Genomic DNA, 17,846 nt, shown 5'->3' with positions numbered 1-17,846 from the left:
GGATTACTCCCTCGGCAACCCTAATAGTCCGAAATTGTCGAATTAATCTCATTATCCGCATCCATTAAATAACGAAAGAGCCAACTCATAGCAGCGATATCTACTTTGAGTCGGCCCTCTTTCATTGGGACGGGGGATAAGAGTGGCCCCACTCCACTAGAACACCTTCTTCTCCTCACGATCCGCTTTCAAAATTTCAACGGCCTCCCTGAACCGAAGCGAATGTACAATCTCCCTTTCCCTGAGAAATTTCAAGCTATCCTGTAAATCCACATCATCCGTTACATCGATTAACCATTGGTAAGTCGCTCTAGCCTTCTCCTCTGCCGCTATGTCCTCGTAGAGGTCGGCGATAGGGTCACCCTTTGCTTGTATGTAGGCAGCTGTCCAGGGGACGCCTCCGGCGCTCTGATAGAAGAGCCCACGATCATGGGCTACATAGTGATCATCCAAGCCAGCCACCTTAAGTTGCTCCAATGTCGCATCCTTCGTCAGCTTATACACCATGGTCGCAATCATCTCAAGATGAGCAAATTCCTCCGTTCCGATATCCGTCAACAAACCAACGACCTTATCCGGAATCGAGTATCGTTGGTTCAAATATCTCAGCGCCGCGGCAAGCTCCCCATCTGCCCCTCCATACTGCTCAAGAAGCAGTTTGGCCATCCGAGGATCACATTTGCTAACTTTGACTGGGTATTGCAGCTTTTTCTCATAAATCCACATTGGCTATCCTCCTTAAAGTTTTCGTAAGAAAACTGGCTTCGTAAGCATTAGCTTAAACTTGCCATGGCCAAGGTGTTTCCACCCACTGCCACGGCGCTTTCGTGAAGCTATGTCCATAGGACATCAAAGGGCCAAATTCCAGTTCAAACTGTTGAACCATGTGCAAACGTTTATGAGCAAATTGATTATATTGTTGGATAACACTCAGATCGTCAGGGTGTGTGTCCAAATAGAGCGTCAACTCCACCAATACAAAATCCACGGCTTGCAGATCACGAAGCTGCTTGTAATAGGCTTCTGGTAGCACTCGCTCGCTCATGTAGTTTGGCCTCCTTCATCAGCTCTTGGCTCCTGTATCGGCATCGGGTAAGGCCCATAGAGCGCTGGCCAGAGCGTCCCTACTCTTAAAGCCTCATACGGACTAAACTGCGGCAATCCTGGCGGTTGAAAATGAATATATAACTGCGGCGGCGTATTATACCATTTCACTCGAATTGGTGGACATGGGTCGCACGGTCCTACATACGGGTACCACGGTTTAAATTGTGCGTACATACGTCTCCTCCTTTTTAGAGCTTATATGACTCGTTATATGCGGCATAACTTGACCAAAATCACCGATTTCCCATCTTTTTCGAGGAGATGCTCTTGTTTCGAAGTGAAAACAAAAAAATCCCTCTCCAATTGCGCACACGCAATTCGAAAAAGGATTTCTTAATTACTCTTTTATCTTTTAATCTAGTTTAATGTTAAAATTCAACACGCCTGCTTTGCGCAACGATTGATAAATAATGACGACCAACGGGCCGAGGAACAATCCAGCAAATCCAAGCCACTCAAAACCTATGTACAACGAAATTAGAGCGGCTAACGAATTGATACCAACAGCATCGCTAAGCACTTTAGGTTCAAGGATACGTCTGAGTATGATCAGCACTAGGAAAAGAACAAACAATCCAATACCCATACCCGTATAACCCATAAGCAGCTGGTAAATGATCCATGGGATGAAAATAATACCGGTCCCAATCACAGGCAGGAATTCCATCACCATAACGAGCAGCGAAATGGCCAGTGGGTATTCTGCTCGCAGAAGAAGCAATCCAATGAACGTGAACAAATAGGTAAATATCGCCATGATCAGCTGTGCGCGAATGAAACCGAAAATAGCCTCACGCAAATAAGTCAGCACATGTTCCATTTTATCTTTGGATTTCGACTCAAACATCGAGAGAAACGCTACCTTCAAATTAGGCAAGTTGTACATGCACAAATACAGGGCAATCACGTACACAATCAACAACATGAATAAATTAGGGATTTTACCGGCCATATTGAGGAAAAAACCTGAAATTCCGCTCAGTATACTCGTTAAAGCACCTGTTAGCGTTTCTGTACTTTGTTCCAGCCAGGTCTGTACCTGCGCTGCCATTTCCGGCGATAAGGAATCATAGAATACTTGGGTGCGCACAACAGCTTGATCCACGTATTTATTGACATCCTCCATATAGTTCGGTGCTTTACGCCCCAGATCGATTAATTCAGTTACGACATTCATCCCAATAAAATAGATTAATGCCATCATCAGAAGTGTAAATGCTGTACTAACAATGGTTGCGGCGATAATGCGGCTTATTTTCGCGACACGCATCAAGAGAGACGTTAATGGGTCCAAGAAAATAGCAGTCACCAGTGCGAGGAGAAATGGCAGCCCTACGGTAAACAAACCGTACATCAGCAATAATCCTAACACCATGAGTATGGCTGTCTTAGGTGACATAGGGACTCCTCCGATTATTCATTTCCCGATTTGATCTGTGTCGATATTCGTTATATGTATGCGTACAATACGTAATCGATCTACCTCAGTCACTTCAAACACATGGTTGGCGTAGGGTACTTTTTTACCTTTGACAGGCGCGCCTTCTACCTTTTTAAACAACCATCCCCCAATCGAATCTACATCATCGTCTTCAATTTGGAGGTCCAGCATATCATTCAGGTCTTCAAGTAATACACGACCATCGACAGATGTATATTTGTCTTTGACTTCCACACCAGGACGTTCGTTAACATCAAATTCGTCATGCAATTCACCGACGATTTCTTCGATGATATCTTCTAAGGCCAAGAGCCCCGCAGTCCCCCCGTACTCATCAACGACGATTGCGAGTTGGGAATGCTTTTTCTGCATCAGCTTAAGCACCCGGCTAACTTCCATCGATTCAGGCACATTCAAAATGGGACGAACGAAGGTTTTGAGCTCCTGCTCGACATCAGGATCCGCCGTCAGCAGATCCGCGATATGTACAAAGCCTACAATGTTATCTTTATGCTGATCGGCAACAGGATACCGTGTATGTTTGGTTTCGTGCACGAACCGTAAATTATCGATAAAGCTTGCTTCCATATACAGACAATCCATATCTGTCCGCGGCAGCATCACTTCACGAGCGATGAGATCGGAAAATTCAAAAATGTTATCGAAAAGCGTCATCTCATCTTCATTGATATGGCCGCTCTTGACACTCTCATCCATCAGAATACGAATCTCTTCCTCTGTATGTGCTGCTTCATGCTCACCGGCTGGCTCTACGCCAATCATCGCAAGAAATTTGTTCGCTGCGCCATTAAGCACCCAAATGATTGGGCGAAACAGTCTGTAGAAAAACAATAACGGTGCTGAAAGCCATAACGAAGTTACTTCTGGTTTTTGTATAGCAAACGATTTAGGTGCCAGCTCACCCAACACAATATGCAAAAATGTTATAAACCCGAAGGCAATAATAAAGGACAAAGTCGTTGTATACACAGATTCCCCTAAGCCAAATGTATGAAAAAGGGGCTCCATAATCAGATCGTGAATCGCCGGTTCTCCAACCCAACCCAGCCCCAAGGAGGCAAGTGTAATCCCAAGCTGTGTGGCTGATAAATACCTATCCAATTGGGACGTTAAAATACTCGCATATTTGGCTTTACTGCTGCCTTCATTTACGAGTTGTTGAATCCGAGATACTCGAACCTTCACAAGAGCGAACTCCGCTGCAACGAAAAACCCATTCAGCAAGACGAGTATAATAACGATGAAAAGATTGATGGCGATGGAACCGAAATCAAACGACGTATGTGCCAATATGTATTTCTCCTTCAGAAAGATGATTAGATAATAGCTTTACGGCTTTTGAAATCCACATTTCGATAGTATGAATCAGCAACAAGCAGGTTGGGTCCGCAACAAGAAGCAGCACTACAGAAGCAGTTCACGCGCTGGTTCAGCTGATTATTCTCCCAACGTGCAAAGATGGCATCAAGCCCATCATCATGTATATTTCCAAGCGGAGGCTCATTAGCAAAATCGGTGACAAAAACCTCGCCGGTGAACGTACTGACGTTCAATCGGTTTCGTCCATCGGGGTCGTTACGAACCGTTACATTCTGTTCCTCACGTAGACGCTTAACTAACCTGCGATCCTCCTCCAGTTCATTACATGCGAAGAAAGGCAGCGTTCCGAATAGCATCCACATGTCAGGATTACGCCGATCTAACAAGCGGTGGATACTCGCGCGCAATTCATCCAGCGAAACCATCGGAAGATGTGAGGCGAAAGAGCTCGCATACATCGGATGTACCTCATGACGTTTGCACCCCATTTCATTAATCAACTGATGAATCTCAGGCAATTTCAAATGGGTCCGCGTATTAATCATCGATTCCGCAGAGACGTACAGTCCGCCTTTACTGAGTGCAATCGTATTATTAACCATTCGCTCATACATCCCTGAAGCAATTGCTTGACCAACAGGACGCTGTGCGTTTACAAACCCTACTTGATGGAAATCATCTGCATTCAAATAATTGAACGAGATATGCATCACATCGAGATAAGGCGCAAGCAACTCATATCGCTCCAAATCCAAGGTTAAATTCGAGTTAATTTGTGTGCGAATACCGCGCTCACGCGCATACTTGAGTATCGGAAGCATGTAGTCCTTCACGATCTTGATGTGGTAGGACGGCTCGCCGCCAGTTAGGCTGATCGTTTCCAAATGCTCGATCTCATCAAGCCTTTTTAAAATAACCGGTAACGGAATTCGAGGTCCTTCTGTCATCGTAAGTGAATCCCCAACTGCACAATGCTCACATCGCATATTACACAAATTGGTGATGGTAAGCTCTATACTTGTTAAGACATGCTTCCCGTATTTCCGATACGACCGAATGGGGTCCCATGGATCATAATGGGGAGTTAGCTCCGGTAAGATGGAGTGTGATACGTTCCTATTCATGCTGTTTACACCTGACCTATCATTTCCTATTCAAGAACATGTTACTACCTTTTATGCCTATACCTATGCCCTTTATTGTAACTTATGATTCACAAAAAAGGAAACTGGGGAAGTAATCGCAGATGGCGCTTACCGCTTATCCACTTTCGCTTGCGGCTTAACTCGGAGCCATCTCGGTGCCCACCAATTCGCATCACCGAACAGCTTCATAAGCGCAGGCACGAGCATGACTCTTACAATTGTGGCATCGATCAATACAGCAAGTCCAAGACCCAGTCCCAGCGCCTTCATGATTTCAATATCCGTGAAAATAAAAGAACCCACTACGACAACAAGGATGAAAGCTGCGCTTGTAATCAAGCTTCCCGTTTTTTTCAAACCTTCTGCTGTACTCTGATCATTGTCACCGCTTGCCTCATATTCTTCCATGATACGTGAAATAAGGAACACTTCGTAATCCATAGAAATGCCAAAAACGACACAGAAGATGATCACTGGCAGCGTTGCACTCACATATCCAATCGAGGTAATATGCAGCATCTCCGCCATATACCCATGTTGAAAAACTAAAACAATGATGCCTAAGCTAGCACCCAAACTAAGCATATTCATAAGCACTGCTTTAAGTGGAAGCAGAACAGAACGAAAAGCAAACATCAGAACAAGATAAGTAATTCCCATTACAAAAATTAAGACTGCAGGAATTTCCTTTTGAATGCGATCAATGATATCCAGTCGATAGGCAGGCCCGCCAGTAACCGCAGTCTCTAATCCCGCTTTATTCAGCATGCGAAGCTCGTGAACAAGCGTATCCGTCGCAGGATCATCCGTATCCTTCTCGGGTACAACGACCAACAAAGCGGTATGGCCATTCGCTAATTGCGTGTCTTCAAGCTGCTTTTTAACATCGGGATTGGCCAACATGCCTGCAAGCTCAGCATCCGAATGCGACCCTAGGACGCTTAGATAGCTCTGGACTTCTTTTACACCAGCGACAGCTTTAACCCGATTAGCGTAAGCTTGAATCTCCTCAATCGAAGCTGATGACCAAACCTCATCTTTCGTATGTATCACAATTTGAATCGGCCCTGTCATTCGAGGATCATAAGCGGTTTTCATCAGTTCTGCTCCAAAACGGGATTCATAGCTCGGCGGAAGCACTTCCGCATTCGGCACACCTAATTTCATATGACCGAGGGGCGTCATACTATAGATCAAGACGCCACCTACAAGAACAACTAAAATGACCGGACGTTTCATCACCGCATAGGCAATTTTTTCCCAAAACAAGGAAGTTTCTTGCTTGCGGAATCGTTTAGGAACGACCTGTAAGGAGTTAATACGATGACCTAGAACACCTAGAAGCGCTAGCAGCACCGTATTGGCCACAATCACAGAGATGGAAACAACAATGACACCCCCGAGACACAAGGAGCGGAAGAAGGTCAAATCCACAAAGAACATGCCCAACAAACCAATGAGTACAGCGATACCAGAGAAGAAGATCGATTTACCTGCTGTTTGACAGGTCATCGCTACGGCGTCGGCGACACTACTTTGGACTTTGAGCTCCTCACGAAATCGGCTGACAAGGAAAAGCGCATAGTCAATACCGACAGCAAGCCCCAGCATCGTAACCATATTAGGCAAAAAATTCGATAACGATTGGTGCTGTGCGATAAAATAGGTAACGCCAAGTGTAAGGGTCACACTCATTATACCCACGATCATAGGTAAAAGCGCTGCAACGAATGTACCAAAGACAATAAGCAAAACAATGAGTGCAATCGGTAAACCAATGGCTTCCGACTTGGCAATATCATGTTTGCTGGCTACTTGCATGTCATATAGAATCGCTGGACCCCCGGTTACATACACGTCCATACCTGGAGGCGGATGCACATACGACTTGAGCTCCGGATATTTCTCTAATGCGGGATCCGTATCCAACACGAGTGATACGGTAACAGCTTGAACATCCAGATGTCCTTCTTTACGAGGCGTAGATACAAACTTCACACCCTCGACATAAGGCAACTCTTTCAGTTTCGTAAGAGAGTCCATAATCGCATCTTGCTGTGCTTTCTCTGTTAAATCAAGACCGTTCTTACTCTTATAAACGAGATTCAGCTGTGTTCCTGGCACGCCAAGCTCATTCCGCATTTGAATCAAGCCCAGATCGGATTCACTCCCTTTCGGCGTAAACCCGTTGTCCTTGAGCATACTTGGTGTTTTCTGTGCGAAGACAGCAAAGATGAGCATGAAGATGATTCCGATTGTTAACACGAGCCAGCGGAACTGAAACATGGCATGGCCCCATCTCCAAAACTTTCCTTGTACCATGGACTCCCGCATCGCACATCCTCCTTGATCTACAAAAAGAACCTGGTTTCCCAGGTTCTTCAATTAATAAGTGCTATGTCTATTCTAAAAAATTGTTGGCATACTTGTATCTAGTTCCGATTCGCTGACTTTAATTTCCCCAATTTCGGAAATTAATATCGATAGCTTGCTTGAAAGGTCGATTTCATAGGGTTCTTTAAGCACAGTACCTGCCTCATCTTGAAGCACGCGAATAATCGGTCTTTGCGGAATAGCCATGTTCAGCTTGGATACAATGCCGTATTCGCCTGTATTCAAGCGTACCGTAATACCTAATGGATAAATGGCAATTTTGTCTCGGAATAATGCAATCTGACTTTGATCATACATCGTTCCAGAGCCTGCGAATAGCTGCTCCATCGCTTCATGTGGTAATAAAGGTCTTCGATATACCCGCGTTGTCGTCATCGCATCATAGGAATCAACGAGTCCAATCCATCTTGCGAACTCATTGATTTCACTCCCCTGAATCCCCCGTGGGTATCCACTGCCATTAATCCGTTCATGATGCTGCAGGGCACAATGAGCAGAAAGAAGTGGGATGTTCGGCTCATCTTTCAATAGATTGAAACCATAGGTCGTATGATTCTTCATCTCTTTGAACTCATCAGGTGTTAGCTGAGAAGGCTTGCGCAGAATACCTAACGGTACTTTCGTTTTCCCAATATCGTGCAATAATGCACCCAAACCAAGTGTCTCCAACTTATCCCGACTATACCCATAACTGATTCCAAGCATAATCGCATATATACTTACATTCACAGAATGCTGAAATAAGTAGTTATCTTTCACATTCATATTATTGAGCATGAGCATTGCACCCTCATGAGCACTGAGATCATCAATAATCATCTTCATGACATCACGAAAATTACGCCCAATATCGTAATAATTAACGGCACCGCGTTTATTCGAATCCTCCAATACCTTCTTGAAGGTATTACGAATTTCGGAAACCGCCTTGCTTCTTGTTTCATCTTGAATCACATCTACTTGAATAATGTCATTCGTTCTTGCGTCTTCTATGTAAATATAATCAATTCCATAGCTAAACAAGCGATCAAGGAGTCTCTGTGTAAGCTCAACATTAACGGCCAGAAGGACCATACCATCATCGTTGTATATATTCTTGGCCAGCCTCATTCCAGGTTGACACATGTTGATCGGCATAAACAGCATTTCAGGACCCCCGCCTAGGTGAGCATTACGTTCTATTTAAATGTAATAGATTTTGCCCAAAAGTTCAATACAAAAAACCGCGTCTTTCGACGCGATTCGCTAGATTTATCAGACTTTCTATTTTAAAAACATATAAAGCGCGAAAATAATCGCTACAGCGAAACGATAATAGGCAAAGTACGTTAATTTCATCTTTTGTACAAGTTTAATGAAAGAAACGACAGCCAGCAACGCGACAACGAAAGCCACTAGAAATCCTACAATGAAGAAGGGCAAATCAGTTGAAGAAAGTGCATCATAGTTCTTCAAAAAGTAGACGCCTGAAGCTCCGAACATAATAGGAATCGCCATAATGAACGTAAAGTCAGCTGAAGCCGCACGGCTTACCCCTGAAAGCATGCCGCCGGCAATCGTGGAACCCGATCGAGAAAAACCTGGCCAGATGGATAGAAGCTGCCATAATCCAATTGAAAATGCCTGGCGGTAGGTCAAATCGTCAAGTACCATTGTACTTGGCTTTTCCTTCTTCTGCTCGGCAATGATCAAGAGAATACCACCAAGCACGAGTCCAACTAAAACAGTCGTTGTGTTGGATAGCTTCTGATCCACAATATCATTAAATAAGACACCAATCACACCAGCAGGCACGATACCAATTAAAATGTGAATTAAATTCAGCTTTTTCCCTGTCTTACTTTCGCTTTTCCGTTTCACGAGCCCAAATAACGAGAGAATTCGTTTCCAGTAGATAAGAACAACGGCCATAATAGCGCCCAATTGAATTACAAAATTGAACGTATTCATCACTGGGTCATTCTCTGTGTTAATGTGTAATAAGCTTTCAGCTAGAATCATATGTCCTGTCGATGATACGGGTAAAAACTCAGTCAAGCCTTCAACGATCCCAATGATGATCGCCTCAAAAATTGTATGCATAATTGCCCCCTATGACCTGATAAATATCGTGAACCCTGCTCCAATTACCTATTCTACCTGTTTGTGACTGGGTCTGACAACATCTGTGAACCTAAGCATCTGGCTGCTTGCAATCGCAGCCTCATCTTGCAGTTGATCTGCTAGTACATCACGGATAAATTCTGGCAGCATGTAGACGATCTGCTTGCCCCGGCTCAGCGATAAATAGCCGGAACCGAACGTAAACATATCGATCGTTCCGACGAGATAGGTACGTTCTGGATCTAGCAGCTCCTCGCCAACATGCACGGCGAGGATGCGTTCATAGGGTGGGCGCGTGGCATCCACTTGGACGGTTATCCCGTCCACACAGAGTACGCCAAGCACCTCCCCGCGGAAGCCGTAGCCGCGTATCGGCTTCTCCATAAATTCGTCAAGCAGCGACTCTTCGAGCGCTTGACGAATATCCGCGCCGCTGAGCAGCATGCGGCAGGGATTGATCGGGCCGGGGCAGATTTCCAGCAGCCGGCCCCGGGTCAGGCCCCCCTCCTTCAGGCCCTGAAGGAGCTGCCCGCTATTGACCAGCCCGATCTCGGCGCTGGTCCAGCGGCGAATCCCCGCGGCAAGCAAGTTGCCGAGCGGGGATTCGCCGTACCAATCCAGGCGCAACGGCTGCCGCAGCTGCGCCACCTCCACCGCCAGCGCGGCTGCGCTGGCGATGCGGTAGTGCTCCAGCAGCGTCGTCACGCTGCTGTCTTCTTCACTGTCCGCCGTCATCGGGACGACGCGGCCGTGCATCTCCACGATCCGGCGCTGCGCCGGGTCGAAGGCGAGCTCGATGTGGCCGGCATACTGACCAAACTTGCCGGCTGCACAAATATAGGTGCCGCCGAGTAATAGCGGCTCTTCAAGGAGATGATGCGTGTGTCCACCTAGGATCACATCGATGCCTTCCAGCTCCTCAGCCATCCGTTGATCGGTCCTCAGACCCAAATGTGACATGACGACAAGAATGTCTACCGTAGGCCGCAAAAGGCTCACATGGGCGCTCACGGCCTTCATAGGATCGGATACATGCCAGCCCAGCAGCTCATAGTAATCCTGATAAGCCGCAGTGACCCCAATCAATCCAATACGAAGACCCGACTTCTGGGCGGTGAGCGTCGGCAGCATCCAATCCGGCGTCTTCTTCGTAGCGATTTCGGTAATATTGCTGCCAATAATCGGGAATTGCGCGTGTTCCAGCACAACAGCTCTTAGCCAATCCGGTGTGAAGGTCAATCCTTCATTATTTCCCAAAACCATCGCATCATAGCCTGTGGCATTCATAATTTCTAAGTTCGCGATCGCATTCGTTCCTTCTGTTTCGGGGAACATCCGATCCATATGATCGCCTATATCAAGTGTCAAAACCTGATCCGGCGGCCAAAGGCGGCGAACACGATCAAAATACGCGCTTATTTTGGGCATCTGTTCAAAATGACTGTGAATATCATTCGTATGTAAAATAACTAACCGTTGCAGGGGGGTCGACATCCCGTTCACCTCACTTCATACTCGACTAGTTTCCTAGCATGTCTCTATGTTATGCAAGTATCCGCCTGCTCATTTCTTGAATTTCAACTCATCGAGGGACACTTTGTTCTTAAACCCATACGTCGCTTCTTCTCCCAAAGCAGGTTCGCCCAGAAACCATATCTTTACAATACTTTTTACATTGAGACATTCGCTGCTTCCATCAGGTACGTATAGACGAATCGGATACCCTTTCTTCAGCGGTTGTCCCTCCTGTGCATATAGAAAAAGGGCTTGATCAACCTGTGACCATGGTATTAACGCTTGAAATTCATCTACGGCTTCCACCCTCACGTGGGTAGGCTCCTCGCTTCCATCATACTGCCCCTTGCTTGTCCAGTTGTGGTACCACGCTTTGAGATCAAATGCATCGCCCTCCACAGTGGGTATGCGATCTTGAATGTTCAACCGGTGTTCCGCCAAAGCGACCATTTCATCAACGGTCAAGGATACATTCTTGTTATGTATATCAGACACTTCTATGAGTAAATTAGCTTGCATGCTTAGATCTCCTTCCCTATTTCAGAGGCTTTTCCTATCAAAGGATTACTCCATTATACCATTTTCAGGGCAAAATATGATATGCTGTAAGGGATTCTAACACCTATCGCTAGGAGATACAAATTGAACCTACACATCCAACTTTTCGCAGGTCTTGTCGACCTATTCGGGACTTCTATTCTAACGATTTCCTTCGAACAAGAGTCCGTTACGATCGCACAATTAAAGGATAAAATCATGACTGACTATCCTGCAGCCGCGGCCCAGCTTCCTATATGCTTTTTCGCCAAAAATCAAGCTTATGCCAGTGATCAGGATACCGTATCCGCATCTGACGAGCTTGCTCTCATACCGCCTGTTTCAGGTGGACAGCCTTCCCTTTACGAAATCACCGATTCTTCTATTGATGTTGTTTCAGTGACCTCAAAGGTGAATCATCCCAATCATGGCGCTTCACTTGCTTTCATCGGTACTACGCGAGAAATGACTTATGGACAGCGTACCGTCCTATTGGAGTATGAGGCTTATGTCCCTATGGCCTTGAAAACGATGGCGAGCATCGGTGAGGAAATCGATTCCAAGTGGCCTGGCACCTTGTGTGCCATCACGCATCGTTTAGGCAAAGTTGCGATTGCAGAGGCCAGTGTTGTGATCGCCGTATCCTCCCCGCACCGGGCAGACTGCTATGAAGCAAGCCGCTATGCGATTGAGCGATTGAAGCAAATCGTACCCATTTGGAAAAAAGAAATATGGGAAGACGGATCGGAATGGAAAGGTCATCAAACCGGACCCTGGAACCCGCTCCAAGCACCTGTAACTGAATCATGATTTGACTGGAGATGAATTTACTTGGATCCACATTTACATACAGAAACAGCCCCTGACGTTGACGCGCGTTATTCGAGGCAAATTCTCTTCTCACCTATCGGCCTTGAAGGACAGCGCAAGCTTGGCCAAGGTCGTGTTGCCATTGTTGGTATGGGCGCCTTAGGCACCGTACTTGCTAATCATATGGTGCGCGCCGGCGTTGGCTATGTACGCATCATTGATCGTGATTTTGTAGACAGGAGCAATCTGCAAAGGCAAATGCTCTACGATGAAGAGGATGCTGCTGCTACAATTCCTAAGGCGATTGCTGCTGCGAAACGTCTGCAGCTTGTTAATTCAGCTGTCGTGATCGATCCGCATGTCTGTGATCTTAACGCTACGAATGCAGAACACTTACTGCATGATGTCGATGTCATTCTCGATGGCACGGATAATTTTGCCGTCCGTTTCCTGCTAAACGATGTCAGCATCAAATTAGGAATTCCTTGGATCTATGGCGGTGCTGTTGCCTCGAGAGGTGTCTCTTTGACGATTCTCCCTGACCAAACACCTTGCTTGCGCTGCCTATTTTCACAAGCGCCTGCTGCGGGCACAACGGATACTTGTGATACAGCCGGAGTCATTGGCGGTATCATTCATGTTGTCGCTTCTTTTCAAGCCACTGAGGCACTCAAGCTGCTTATAGGAGCTACTGATCAGCTCAATCTCAGCATGCAGCAATGGGACTTATGGTTCAATCAGAACTCAGCGATACGAGTATCAGGGGCTAAGAAATCGGATTGTCCCGCTTGTGCAAATAAGCAATATGAGTACTTAGATGCCATTCTTGAAAGCGATACAATTCAATCCCTTTGCGGCCGTAATTCGGTTCAGATTCATCCGATCATCCCAAGCACACAGCCGCTGGAATACTGGGAGGAACGGTTAAAACCTCTTGGCCTTGTTGAGAAAAACCGCTTTCTGTTGAAGTTTCATGCTTCTGCGGATATTCAAATTATTCTATTCCCTGGCGGTCGTGTTCTCATTCAAGGGACTGAGGATTTAATTCAAGCCAAAAGTCTTTACAGCCGTTATATTGGGATGTAGTATTACTACTATATACCTACATGATATCAGGACTTGGAGAGGAGCTTCTATGCGTGTACATGTGCTTCAACTTATCGTTGGTGACAAATTAATTTCCGATTCCTACAACACAGTAGGTCTACATCTCCTATCATCAGACACGGTTCTCGATGCTGGAGACATTTCAATGCTCAATCGCCACAGTGTGGATTATGTTGATATAGCGCCAAGAAGCAGTGAAATCGAGAAAGTCGTAGAAGAAGCACCGACCAGACAAGCCAATGTATTGCAAATTAACTCATTTAACAACGCTGTTCAAGGCATCAAAGAGATGTTTGAAGCTTTGCAAGACGGAGCTTCTCTTCGCAATGAAGCTGTAGAATCCGCTTTCAATCCGATGATTCAGAGCATTAAAGAGGAGAAAGATGTTGTCTCTCTACTCCTTAATTTGAACACCCAGGACGATTATACCCTTCAGCATAGTGTCCAAGTTGGTATGTTATCCTATTATATTGCCAAATGGATGAATAAATCCGAGAAAGAAGCGTTAGTGATCGGTAAAGCAGGTTATTTACACGATATTGGAAAAAGTAGAATTCATCCGGATATTTTGAATAAACCAAGCAAGCTAACGAAGGAAGAGTTCGAGGAAGTTCAGAAACATACCATTCATGGCTATGACATCATTCGTAAATCAATAAAGGACGATACATTAGCTCTCGTTGCTCTACAGCATCATGAGCGTATGGACGGTTCCGGCTATCCGCTCCGGAAATTCGGTACAGACATTCATTCTTATTCGCGTATTGTCGCGGTTGCTGATGTCTACAGCGCCATGATATCAAGCAGGGTCTATCAACAGCGTCGTGATCTTCTGCATGTTCTTAAAGAGCTGCACCGCATGAGCTTTGGTGAGCTGGACCCCAAAATCACGCAAGTATTTATACGTAATATGATTCCTAACTTTATTGGTAAGAAGGTGTCTCTGAGCGACGGACGTGAAGGTACCATCATTATGACGAACCCTACCGATTTCTTCCGACCGCTCATTAACATCGACAATCAATTCTTGGACTTATCGCAACTCGCAAATGTTGAAATAACAACAATTGCGATCTAATACATAGGCAAATTAAATAATTAGACTGCTCACCGAAATCGCAATACCAATATAGACGGCAGCCAGCAGGGTACCCACGGCAATGTTACCTTGCTTCAGCTGATCGGATAGCTTCATACCCGGGGTTAACCAATCAAAAACCCAATATGAAGCTATTAAACATGCGTACCCTACCGCAAACCAAAGACTCATATGCCAGATGGAGGAGTTCGTGTAGGCTGCAATGGCTAGAATGATGGCAGTAGCTACGAACTTACCTCCCATGGTGATGCCTACGGCCACATTGCCACTATTTATTTCTTCCATGTCGCGATAAGGTGTCATTAAACTAAAGATATACATCCCTGCAAACTGTAGCAGGACGATAACAAATAAACTAATCACAATATCCAAAACGATCACTCTGCCCACCCCCGAAATTTAGCCATGGATTGATCAAAATCTGTATAATCATGTACTTCTTCTAGAACAACGCCTACTTCTTTTTTATCCTTGAAAGATTGATAACGATCTTCTGGAATCGGTTGCTTGACCTTCTGGCCAGTTGGCAATTCTACCACGGCAAAAAATCTAAATTTGCTATCAAGCTCCGTTTTATAAACCCCGACCAATTTCACATCCGTCTTTATCTCTACTTTCAACTCCGCCAGATCCTTGTCTGCCTCTTCTTTTGTTTTGAAAGACTTTATGGGCTTCCACTGCGACAAGGTGACATCGTTTTTCCCTTGACTATCCGCTTTCATCGCTGCATGCATATAGCTCAATACCCAAATGGTATCTCCTGTCGCAAAATTCTGATCGTTGGAAATTCGATCATTGTTAGGCAACAACACCATGTCGCCATCGATTAAATCGCCGACCTTCACTTGCTGAACTTGATAGTCCCATGGCACTTCACCTGGTGTAGCATTCGTCATTGTTGCTGCATTTCCGGATGTTGTTGTGCTCAGGACGGATGGTTTCTTATTAAATGCCATGCTGAATATCCATATAATAACAATGATTCCGATAAGTCCTATTGCCAATAGCATGAATCTTCCTTGTTTCAAGGCGCTTTCACTCCAATCGCCACAAATTGACTTGCATTTCCCGTTATGATTCCGCCTGCTCTTCCTAGAAGCCCGCAAGGCTCACCATTCAATACAAAAAGGCCTGTTAATAAATGGCCTTGGCCATGCTGGAAGGAAAGCCGCGGCAAATCTGCCCGCTCTTGGTACACACGTTTAAAAAACACACTTGTATCAAAGCCGGCTTCATCCTTGAACTCCAGCTCTCCTTGCTCGTTATATAGCTCTACAGAGCCGCCCTCACGACCAAACATCGACTTGGACACATAACTGCCTTCGAGGATTGGAGCCATGTATGTAGCCAGCATGTAGTTCTTAATCACCTCGTGCTCATCTAGCGTAAATAACTCCGAATGTCTCACATGAAGATCCCAAATTAACGCCTGTAAGCCTTTGGATTGCAGAACAACAGCGTGCAAGGGATTAAACAAGTGAACGAATTGCTCTTCGATTGCATACGACAGTGCCTCTCCCCCGTCGTCAACCCCCATCCACTCCTTCGGATATAGGGCAAACATACGCTGAATGATCTGATCCGCACCAACCTTGACGACGCCCTCATCAATCCATAAATCCAAGCAATCCACACAAGACATCTCTCTCTGGCTATGTGCGACAAGCGCATTTATCGTGCCAGTGTCTTCTGCATGTTGTCCGTACGCTATGCACGCCGCGTAATCAGGTGCCTCGATTTCCCATGCGGCCCTAATGAGCTCTTTCATCCGGACATTCGGTGATTGGGCACCATATTGTTCGCAGAGCCATGGGGTGGCAATTGCAGCTTCGACATAACCGGTAGGTGTATCTGCATTCAATTCAAGAAGTTTAATCGCACCGTCCTGACCGACGGAAAAATCAAATCTGGCATAACGGCTTATGAAACCTTCCGCATTGGGTTCAAGCCGATCCAACCCATCCCAAAGCACTTCAGGGATAGATAAGTCTGCATAAAGCTCTCGATTCCCATGAACATAACGGACTGCTTTATCAAACACCTGCCATAGTTCTGTTGCGGCATGAATAAGTTCCTCGTAAACCCTACTTGGCATTACAACGAGTTGATCAATCCAGTAGTCTTCCTTCTCCAAATTAGCCCATGTGAACCCAAGCTCAGCCAATTGCTGAACTCTAAAGTCTCTGTCGGGAGCTGGTGTCCCCCATACTTCAAATTCCATGTAATTAACCCCCAGAGCTTGAGCTGGAGGATGAGCTAAAGCCGCTTGATTTACCACCAATGCTGCCTGAAGAGGTTGAAGTTGATTTGGAGCTGCTGGAATTAGAACTGTTAACTGAAGAACTTGTCGTTCCTGATTTCGTGGTAGTTGATGATTTATTCGTTGTAAAAGTTCCACTTCCACTTGAGGTTGTAGGCGTCTTGGTGGTGGAACGATTCGTAAACGAACTTGGTTGATACGTTTTATTGACATAGGGGGTATTCGAACGATAATAATACGAACGATGATTGTTTCCCCAACTGCTAGATGAATATGGGCTCACCGTGTTGAAAATAAGATGATACAGGAGAAGATCATCCCATCCAAAACCGCTACCCGAAACCTGATTCACAATGATAGGAGCACTGCTACCACCCGTTGTGCTCGGGGTTGGCGTTGGTGAAGGTGAAACTAAGCTCTTATCAAACGGGACGGGTAAACTCCAATCCACCTGTGGATCGTAATACGCTTTAACGTCTTCATTCGACCATTCCACCAATTTGGATGAACCTGTATTCGGACTTGGCGTCTCAGCAGCCTGAGCCGAGACCAATAGCATTTGACCTAACAGAATTAGGGTGAGTGAAGCTGATAGCACTTTAAGTGGTCGTTTCACTACTTGCTTCCTCCCCCTTCTGAGCCGGCTGCAACGAGAAGCAGTTCAAATACTTGGAGATCTAGATTCAATCGACCTTCAATCATTTCGTATTCCTTCCCGCCAACGAGAATAAAATTAGCCACATTTAAGGCTTGGATCAGCTTATCATCCCATACGCGTTCACCGATTTGGAGCAGTTGCCCATCCAGCAATTTTTCATAAAGCACAATTCTCATTCTTCCATGCCTCCCTCCACAAAAACTTCCTACTCATTTAAACGCACGAGGGATTCAATTGTTTCAAAATCATGAGAAAAACCTCTATCGAAGTCCTTCGAGGATGAGCGACCGCGTTTTAAAGGTAGTTTTTATCGCCAATTCGAAAGATGT

Annotated in this window: 19 protein-coding genes; 3 read left to right on the top strand and 16 right to left on the bottom strand. The window is 45.6% G+C overall.

All coding sequences use genetic code 11. The features are described from left to right. Positions 1–156: 156 nt before the first annotated feature. From AC58PQ_RS05320 to AC58PQ_RS05270, 11 genes are all read right to left on the bottom strand, one after another. Complete coding sequence (locus AC58PQ_RS05320) at positions 157–726, bottom strand: manganese catalase family protein (protein ID WP_497240923.1); 570 nt, start codon at positions 724–726, stop codon at positions 157–159. A gap of 52 nt (positions 727–778) precedes the next feature. Continuing rightward, entirely contained in the window at positions 779–1,045 is a 267-nt protein-coding gene (locus tag AC58PQ_RS05315) for a spore coat protein CotJB (RefSeq protein ID WP_477590201.1), read from the bottom strand. Next, positions 1,042–1,281, bottom strand: coding sequence for a spore coat associated protein CotJA (locus AC58PQ_RS05310; RefSeq protein WP_497240922.1), 240 nt, complete (start codon positions 1,279–1,281; stop codon positions 1,042–1,044). Before AC58PQ_RS05310 ends, AC58PQ_RS05315 begins: the two co-directional genes overlap by 4 nt. Before the next feature lie 178 nt (positions 1,282–1,459). Further along, complete coding sequence (gene ytvI, locus AC58PQ_RS05305; protein WP_497240921.1) at positions 1,460–2,506, bottom strand: sporulation integral membrane protein YtvI; 1,047 nt, start codon at positions 2,504–2,506, stop codon at positions 1,460–1,462. Between the two features lie 18 nt (positions 2,507–2,524). Beyond that, complete coding sequence (locus tag AC58PQ_RS05300; protein ID WP_497241296.1) at positions 2,525–3,862, bottom strand: hemolysin family protein; 1,338 nt, start codon at positions 3,860–3,862, stop codon at positions 2,525–2,527. A 23-nt stretch (positions 3,863–3,885) separates the two neighbouring features. Continuing rightward, positions 3,886–5,013 carry a radical SAM/CxCxxxxC motif protein YfkAB gene (gene yfkAB / locus AC58PQ_RS05295; RefSeq protein WP_497240920.1) on the bottom strand — a complete coding sequence of 376 codons (1,128 nt, stop codon included), beginning with the start codon at positions 5,011–5,013 and terminating at the stop codon, positions 3,886–3,888. Positions 5,014–5,142: 129 nt separating this feature from the next. Beyond that, entirely contained in the window at positions 5,143–7,368 is a 2,226-nt protein-coding gene (locus AC58PQ_RS05290; protein WP_497240919.1) for an MMPL family transporter, read from the bottom strand. A 72-nt stretch (positions 7,369–7,440) separates the two neighbouring features. Beyond that, positions 7,441–8,574, bottom strand: coding sequence for an HD-GYP domain-containing protein (locus tag AC58PQ_RS05285; RefSeq protein WP_497240918.1), 1,134 nt, complete (start codon positions 8,572–8,574; stop codon positions 7,441–7,443). A 117-nt stretch (positions 8,575–8,691) separates the two neighbouring features. After that, positions 8,692–9,510, bottom strand: a complete 819-nt coding sequence (locus tag AC58PQ_RS05280; protein WP_497240917.1) for an undecaprenyl-diphosphate phosphatase — start codon at positions 9,508–9,510, stop codon at positions 8,692–8,694. A gap of 48 nt (positions 9,511–9,558) precedes the next feature. After that, on the bottom strand, positions 9,559–11,025 hold the full coding sequence (locus tag AC58PQ_RS05275; protein WP_497240916.1) for a bifunctional metallophosphatase/5'-nucleotidase: 1,467 nt from the start codon (positions 11,023–11,025) through the stop codon (positions 9,559–9,561). A 69-nt stretch (positions 11,026–11,094) separates the two neighbouring features. Continuing rightward, positions 11,095–11,565 carry a molybdopterin-dependent oxidoreductase gene (locus tag AC58PQ_RS05270; protein WP_497240915.1) on the bottom strand — a complete coding sequence of 157 codons (471 nt, stop codon included), beginning with the start codon at positions 11,563–11,565 and terminating at the stop codon, positions 11,095–11,097. A 123-nt stretch (positions 11,566–11,688) separates the two neighbouring features. On the opposite strand from AC58PQ_RS05270, the gene AC58PQ_RS05265 reads away from it, so the two are divergent. Genes AC58PQ_RS05265 through AC58PQ_RS05255 form a run of 3 tightly spaced genes read left to right on the top strand, consistent with a single transcriptional unit; the run spans position 11,689 to position 14,578 of the window. After that, positions 11,689–12,393 carry a molybdenum cofactor biosynthesis protein gene (locus AC58PQ_RS05265; protein WP_497240914.1) on the top strand — a complete coding sequence of 235 codons (705 nt, stop codon included), beginning with the start codon at positions 11,689–11,691 and terminating at the stop codon, positions 12,391–12,393. A 21-nt stretch (positions 12,394–12,414) separates the two neighbouring features. Further along, entirely contained in the window at positions 12,415–13,479 is a 1,065-nt protein-coding gene (locus AC58PQ_RS05260) for a ThiF family adenylyltransferase (protein WP_497240913.1), read from the top strand. A gap of 49 nt (positions 13,480–13,528) precedes the next feature. Beyond that, a complete protein-coding gene (locus tag AC58PQ_RS05255) occupies positions 13,529–14,578 on the top strand; it encodes an HD-GYP domain-containing protein (RefSeq protein ID WP_497240912.1) in 1,050 nt (349 codons plus the stop codon). A gap of 12 nt (positions 14,579–14,590) precedes the next feature. On the opposite strand, the gene AC58PQ_RS05250 is transcribed toward AC58PQ_RS05255, so the two are convergent. Genes AC58PQ_RS05250 through AC58PQ_RS05230 form a run of 5 tightly spaced genes read right to left on the bottom strand, consistent with a single transcriptional unit; the run spans position 14,591 to position 17,693 of the window. Further along, entirely contained in the window at positions 14,591–14,980 is a 390-nt protein-coding gene (locus AC58PQ_RS05250) for a DUF350 domain-containing protein (RefSeq protein ID WP_497240911.1), read from the bottom strand. Continuing rightward, positions 14,977–15,627 (bottom strand): signal peptide protein, encoded by a 651-nt coding sequence (locus tag AC58PQ_RS05245; RefSeq protein ID WP_497240910.1) that lies wholly within the window; start codon positions 15,625–15,627, stop codon positions 14,977–14,979. The genes AC58PQ_RS05250 and AC58PQ_RS05245 overlap by 4 nt, the downstream gene beginning before the upstream one ends. Then, positions 15,624–16,820 (bottom strand): glutathionylspermidine synthase family protein, encoded by a 1,197-nt coding sequence (locus AC58PQ_RS05240; RefSeq protein ID WP_497240909.1) that lies wholly within the window; start codon positions 16,818–16,820, stop codon positions 15,624–15,626. The genes AC58PQ_RS05245 and AC58PQ_RS05240 overlap by 4 nt, the downstream gene beginning before the upstream one ends. Positions 16,821–16,824: 4 nt before the next feature. Continuing rightward, positions 16,825–17,475: a hypothetical protein gene (locus tag AC58PQ_RS05235; protein WP_497240908.1), complete on the bottom strand. Its 651-nt coding sequence runs from the start codon at positions 17,473–17,475 to the stop codon at positions 16,825–16,827. After that, positions 17,475–17,693, bottom strand: coding sequence for a hypothetical protein (locus AC58PQ_RS05230; protein ID WP_497240907.1), 219 nt, complete (start codon positions 17,691–17,693; stop codon positions 17,475–17,477). Before AC58PQ_RS05230 ends, AC58PQ_RS05235 begins: the two co-directional genes overlap by 1 nt. Positions 17,694–17,846 lie beyond the last annotated feature (153 nt).

The sequence above is a fragment of the Paenibacillus sp. J22P143 genome, from assembly GCF_059692035.1.
Note: the sequence above shows the minus strand (reverse complement) of the source record. Positions and strands in the feature narration are given on the sequence as shown.

Coding starts and splice junctions, on each gene's coding strand:
- AC58PQ_RS05320 (WP_497240923.1), bottom strand. CDS start 726: ATGTGGATTTATGAGAAAAAGCTGCAATACCCAGTCAAAGTTAGCAAA.
- AC58PQ_RS05315 (WP_477590201.1), bottom strand. CDS start 1,045: ATGAGCGAGCGAGTGCTACCAGAAGCCTATTACAAGCAGCTTCGTGAT.
- AC58PQ_RS05310 (WP_497240922.1), bottom strand. CDS start 1,281: ATGTACGCACAATTTAAACCGTGGTACCCGTATGTAGGACCGTGCGAC.
- ytvI (WP_497240921.1), bottom strand. CDS start 2,506: ATGTCACCTAAGACAGCCATACTCATGGTGTTAGGATTATTGCTGATG.
- yfkAB (WP_497240920.1), bottom strand. CDS start 5,013: ATGAATAGGAACGTATCACACTCCATCTTACCGGAGCTAACTCCCCAT.
- AC58PQ_RS05290 (WP_497240919.1), bottom strand. CDS start 7,368: ATGCGGGAGTCCATGGTACAAGGAAAGTTTTGGAGATGGGGCCATGCC.
- AC58PQ_RS05285 (WP_497240918.1), bottom strand. CDS start 8,574: ATGCTGTTTATGCCGATCAACATGTGTCAACCTGGAATGAGGCTGGCC.
- AC58PQ_RS05280 (WP_497240917.1), bottom strand. CDS start 9,510: ATGCATACAATTTTTGAGGCGATCATCATTGGGATCGTTGAAGGCTTG.
- AC58PQ_RS05275 (WP_497240916.1), bottom strand. CDS start 11,025: ATGTCGACCCCCCTGCAACGGTTAGTTATTTTACATACGAATGATATT.
- AC58PQ_RS05270 (WP_497240915.1), bottom strand. CDS start 11,565: ATGCAAGCTAATTTACTCATAGAAGTGTCTGATATACATAACAAGAAT.
- AC58PQ_RS05255 (WP_497240912.1), top strand. CDS start 13,529: ATGCGTGTACATGTGCTTCAACTTATCGTTGGTGACAAATTAATTTCC.
- AC58PQ_RS05240 (WP_497240909.1), bottom strand. CDS start 16,820: ATGGAATTTGAAGTATGGGGGACACCAGCTCCCGACAGAGACTTTAGA.
- AC58PQ_RS05230 (WP_497240907.1), bottom strand. CDS start 17,693: ATGAGAATTGTGCTTTATGAAAAATTGCTGGATGGGCAACTGCTCCAA.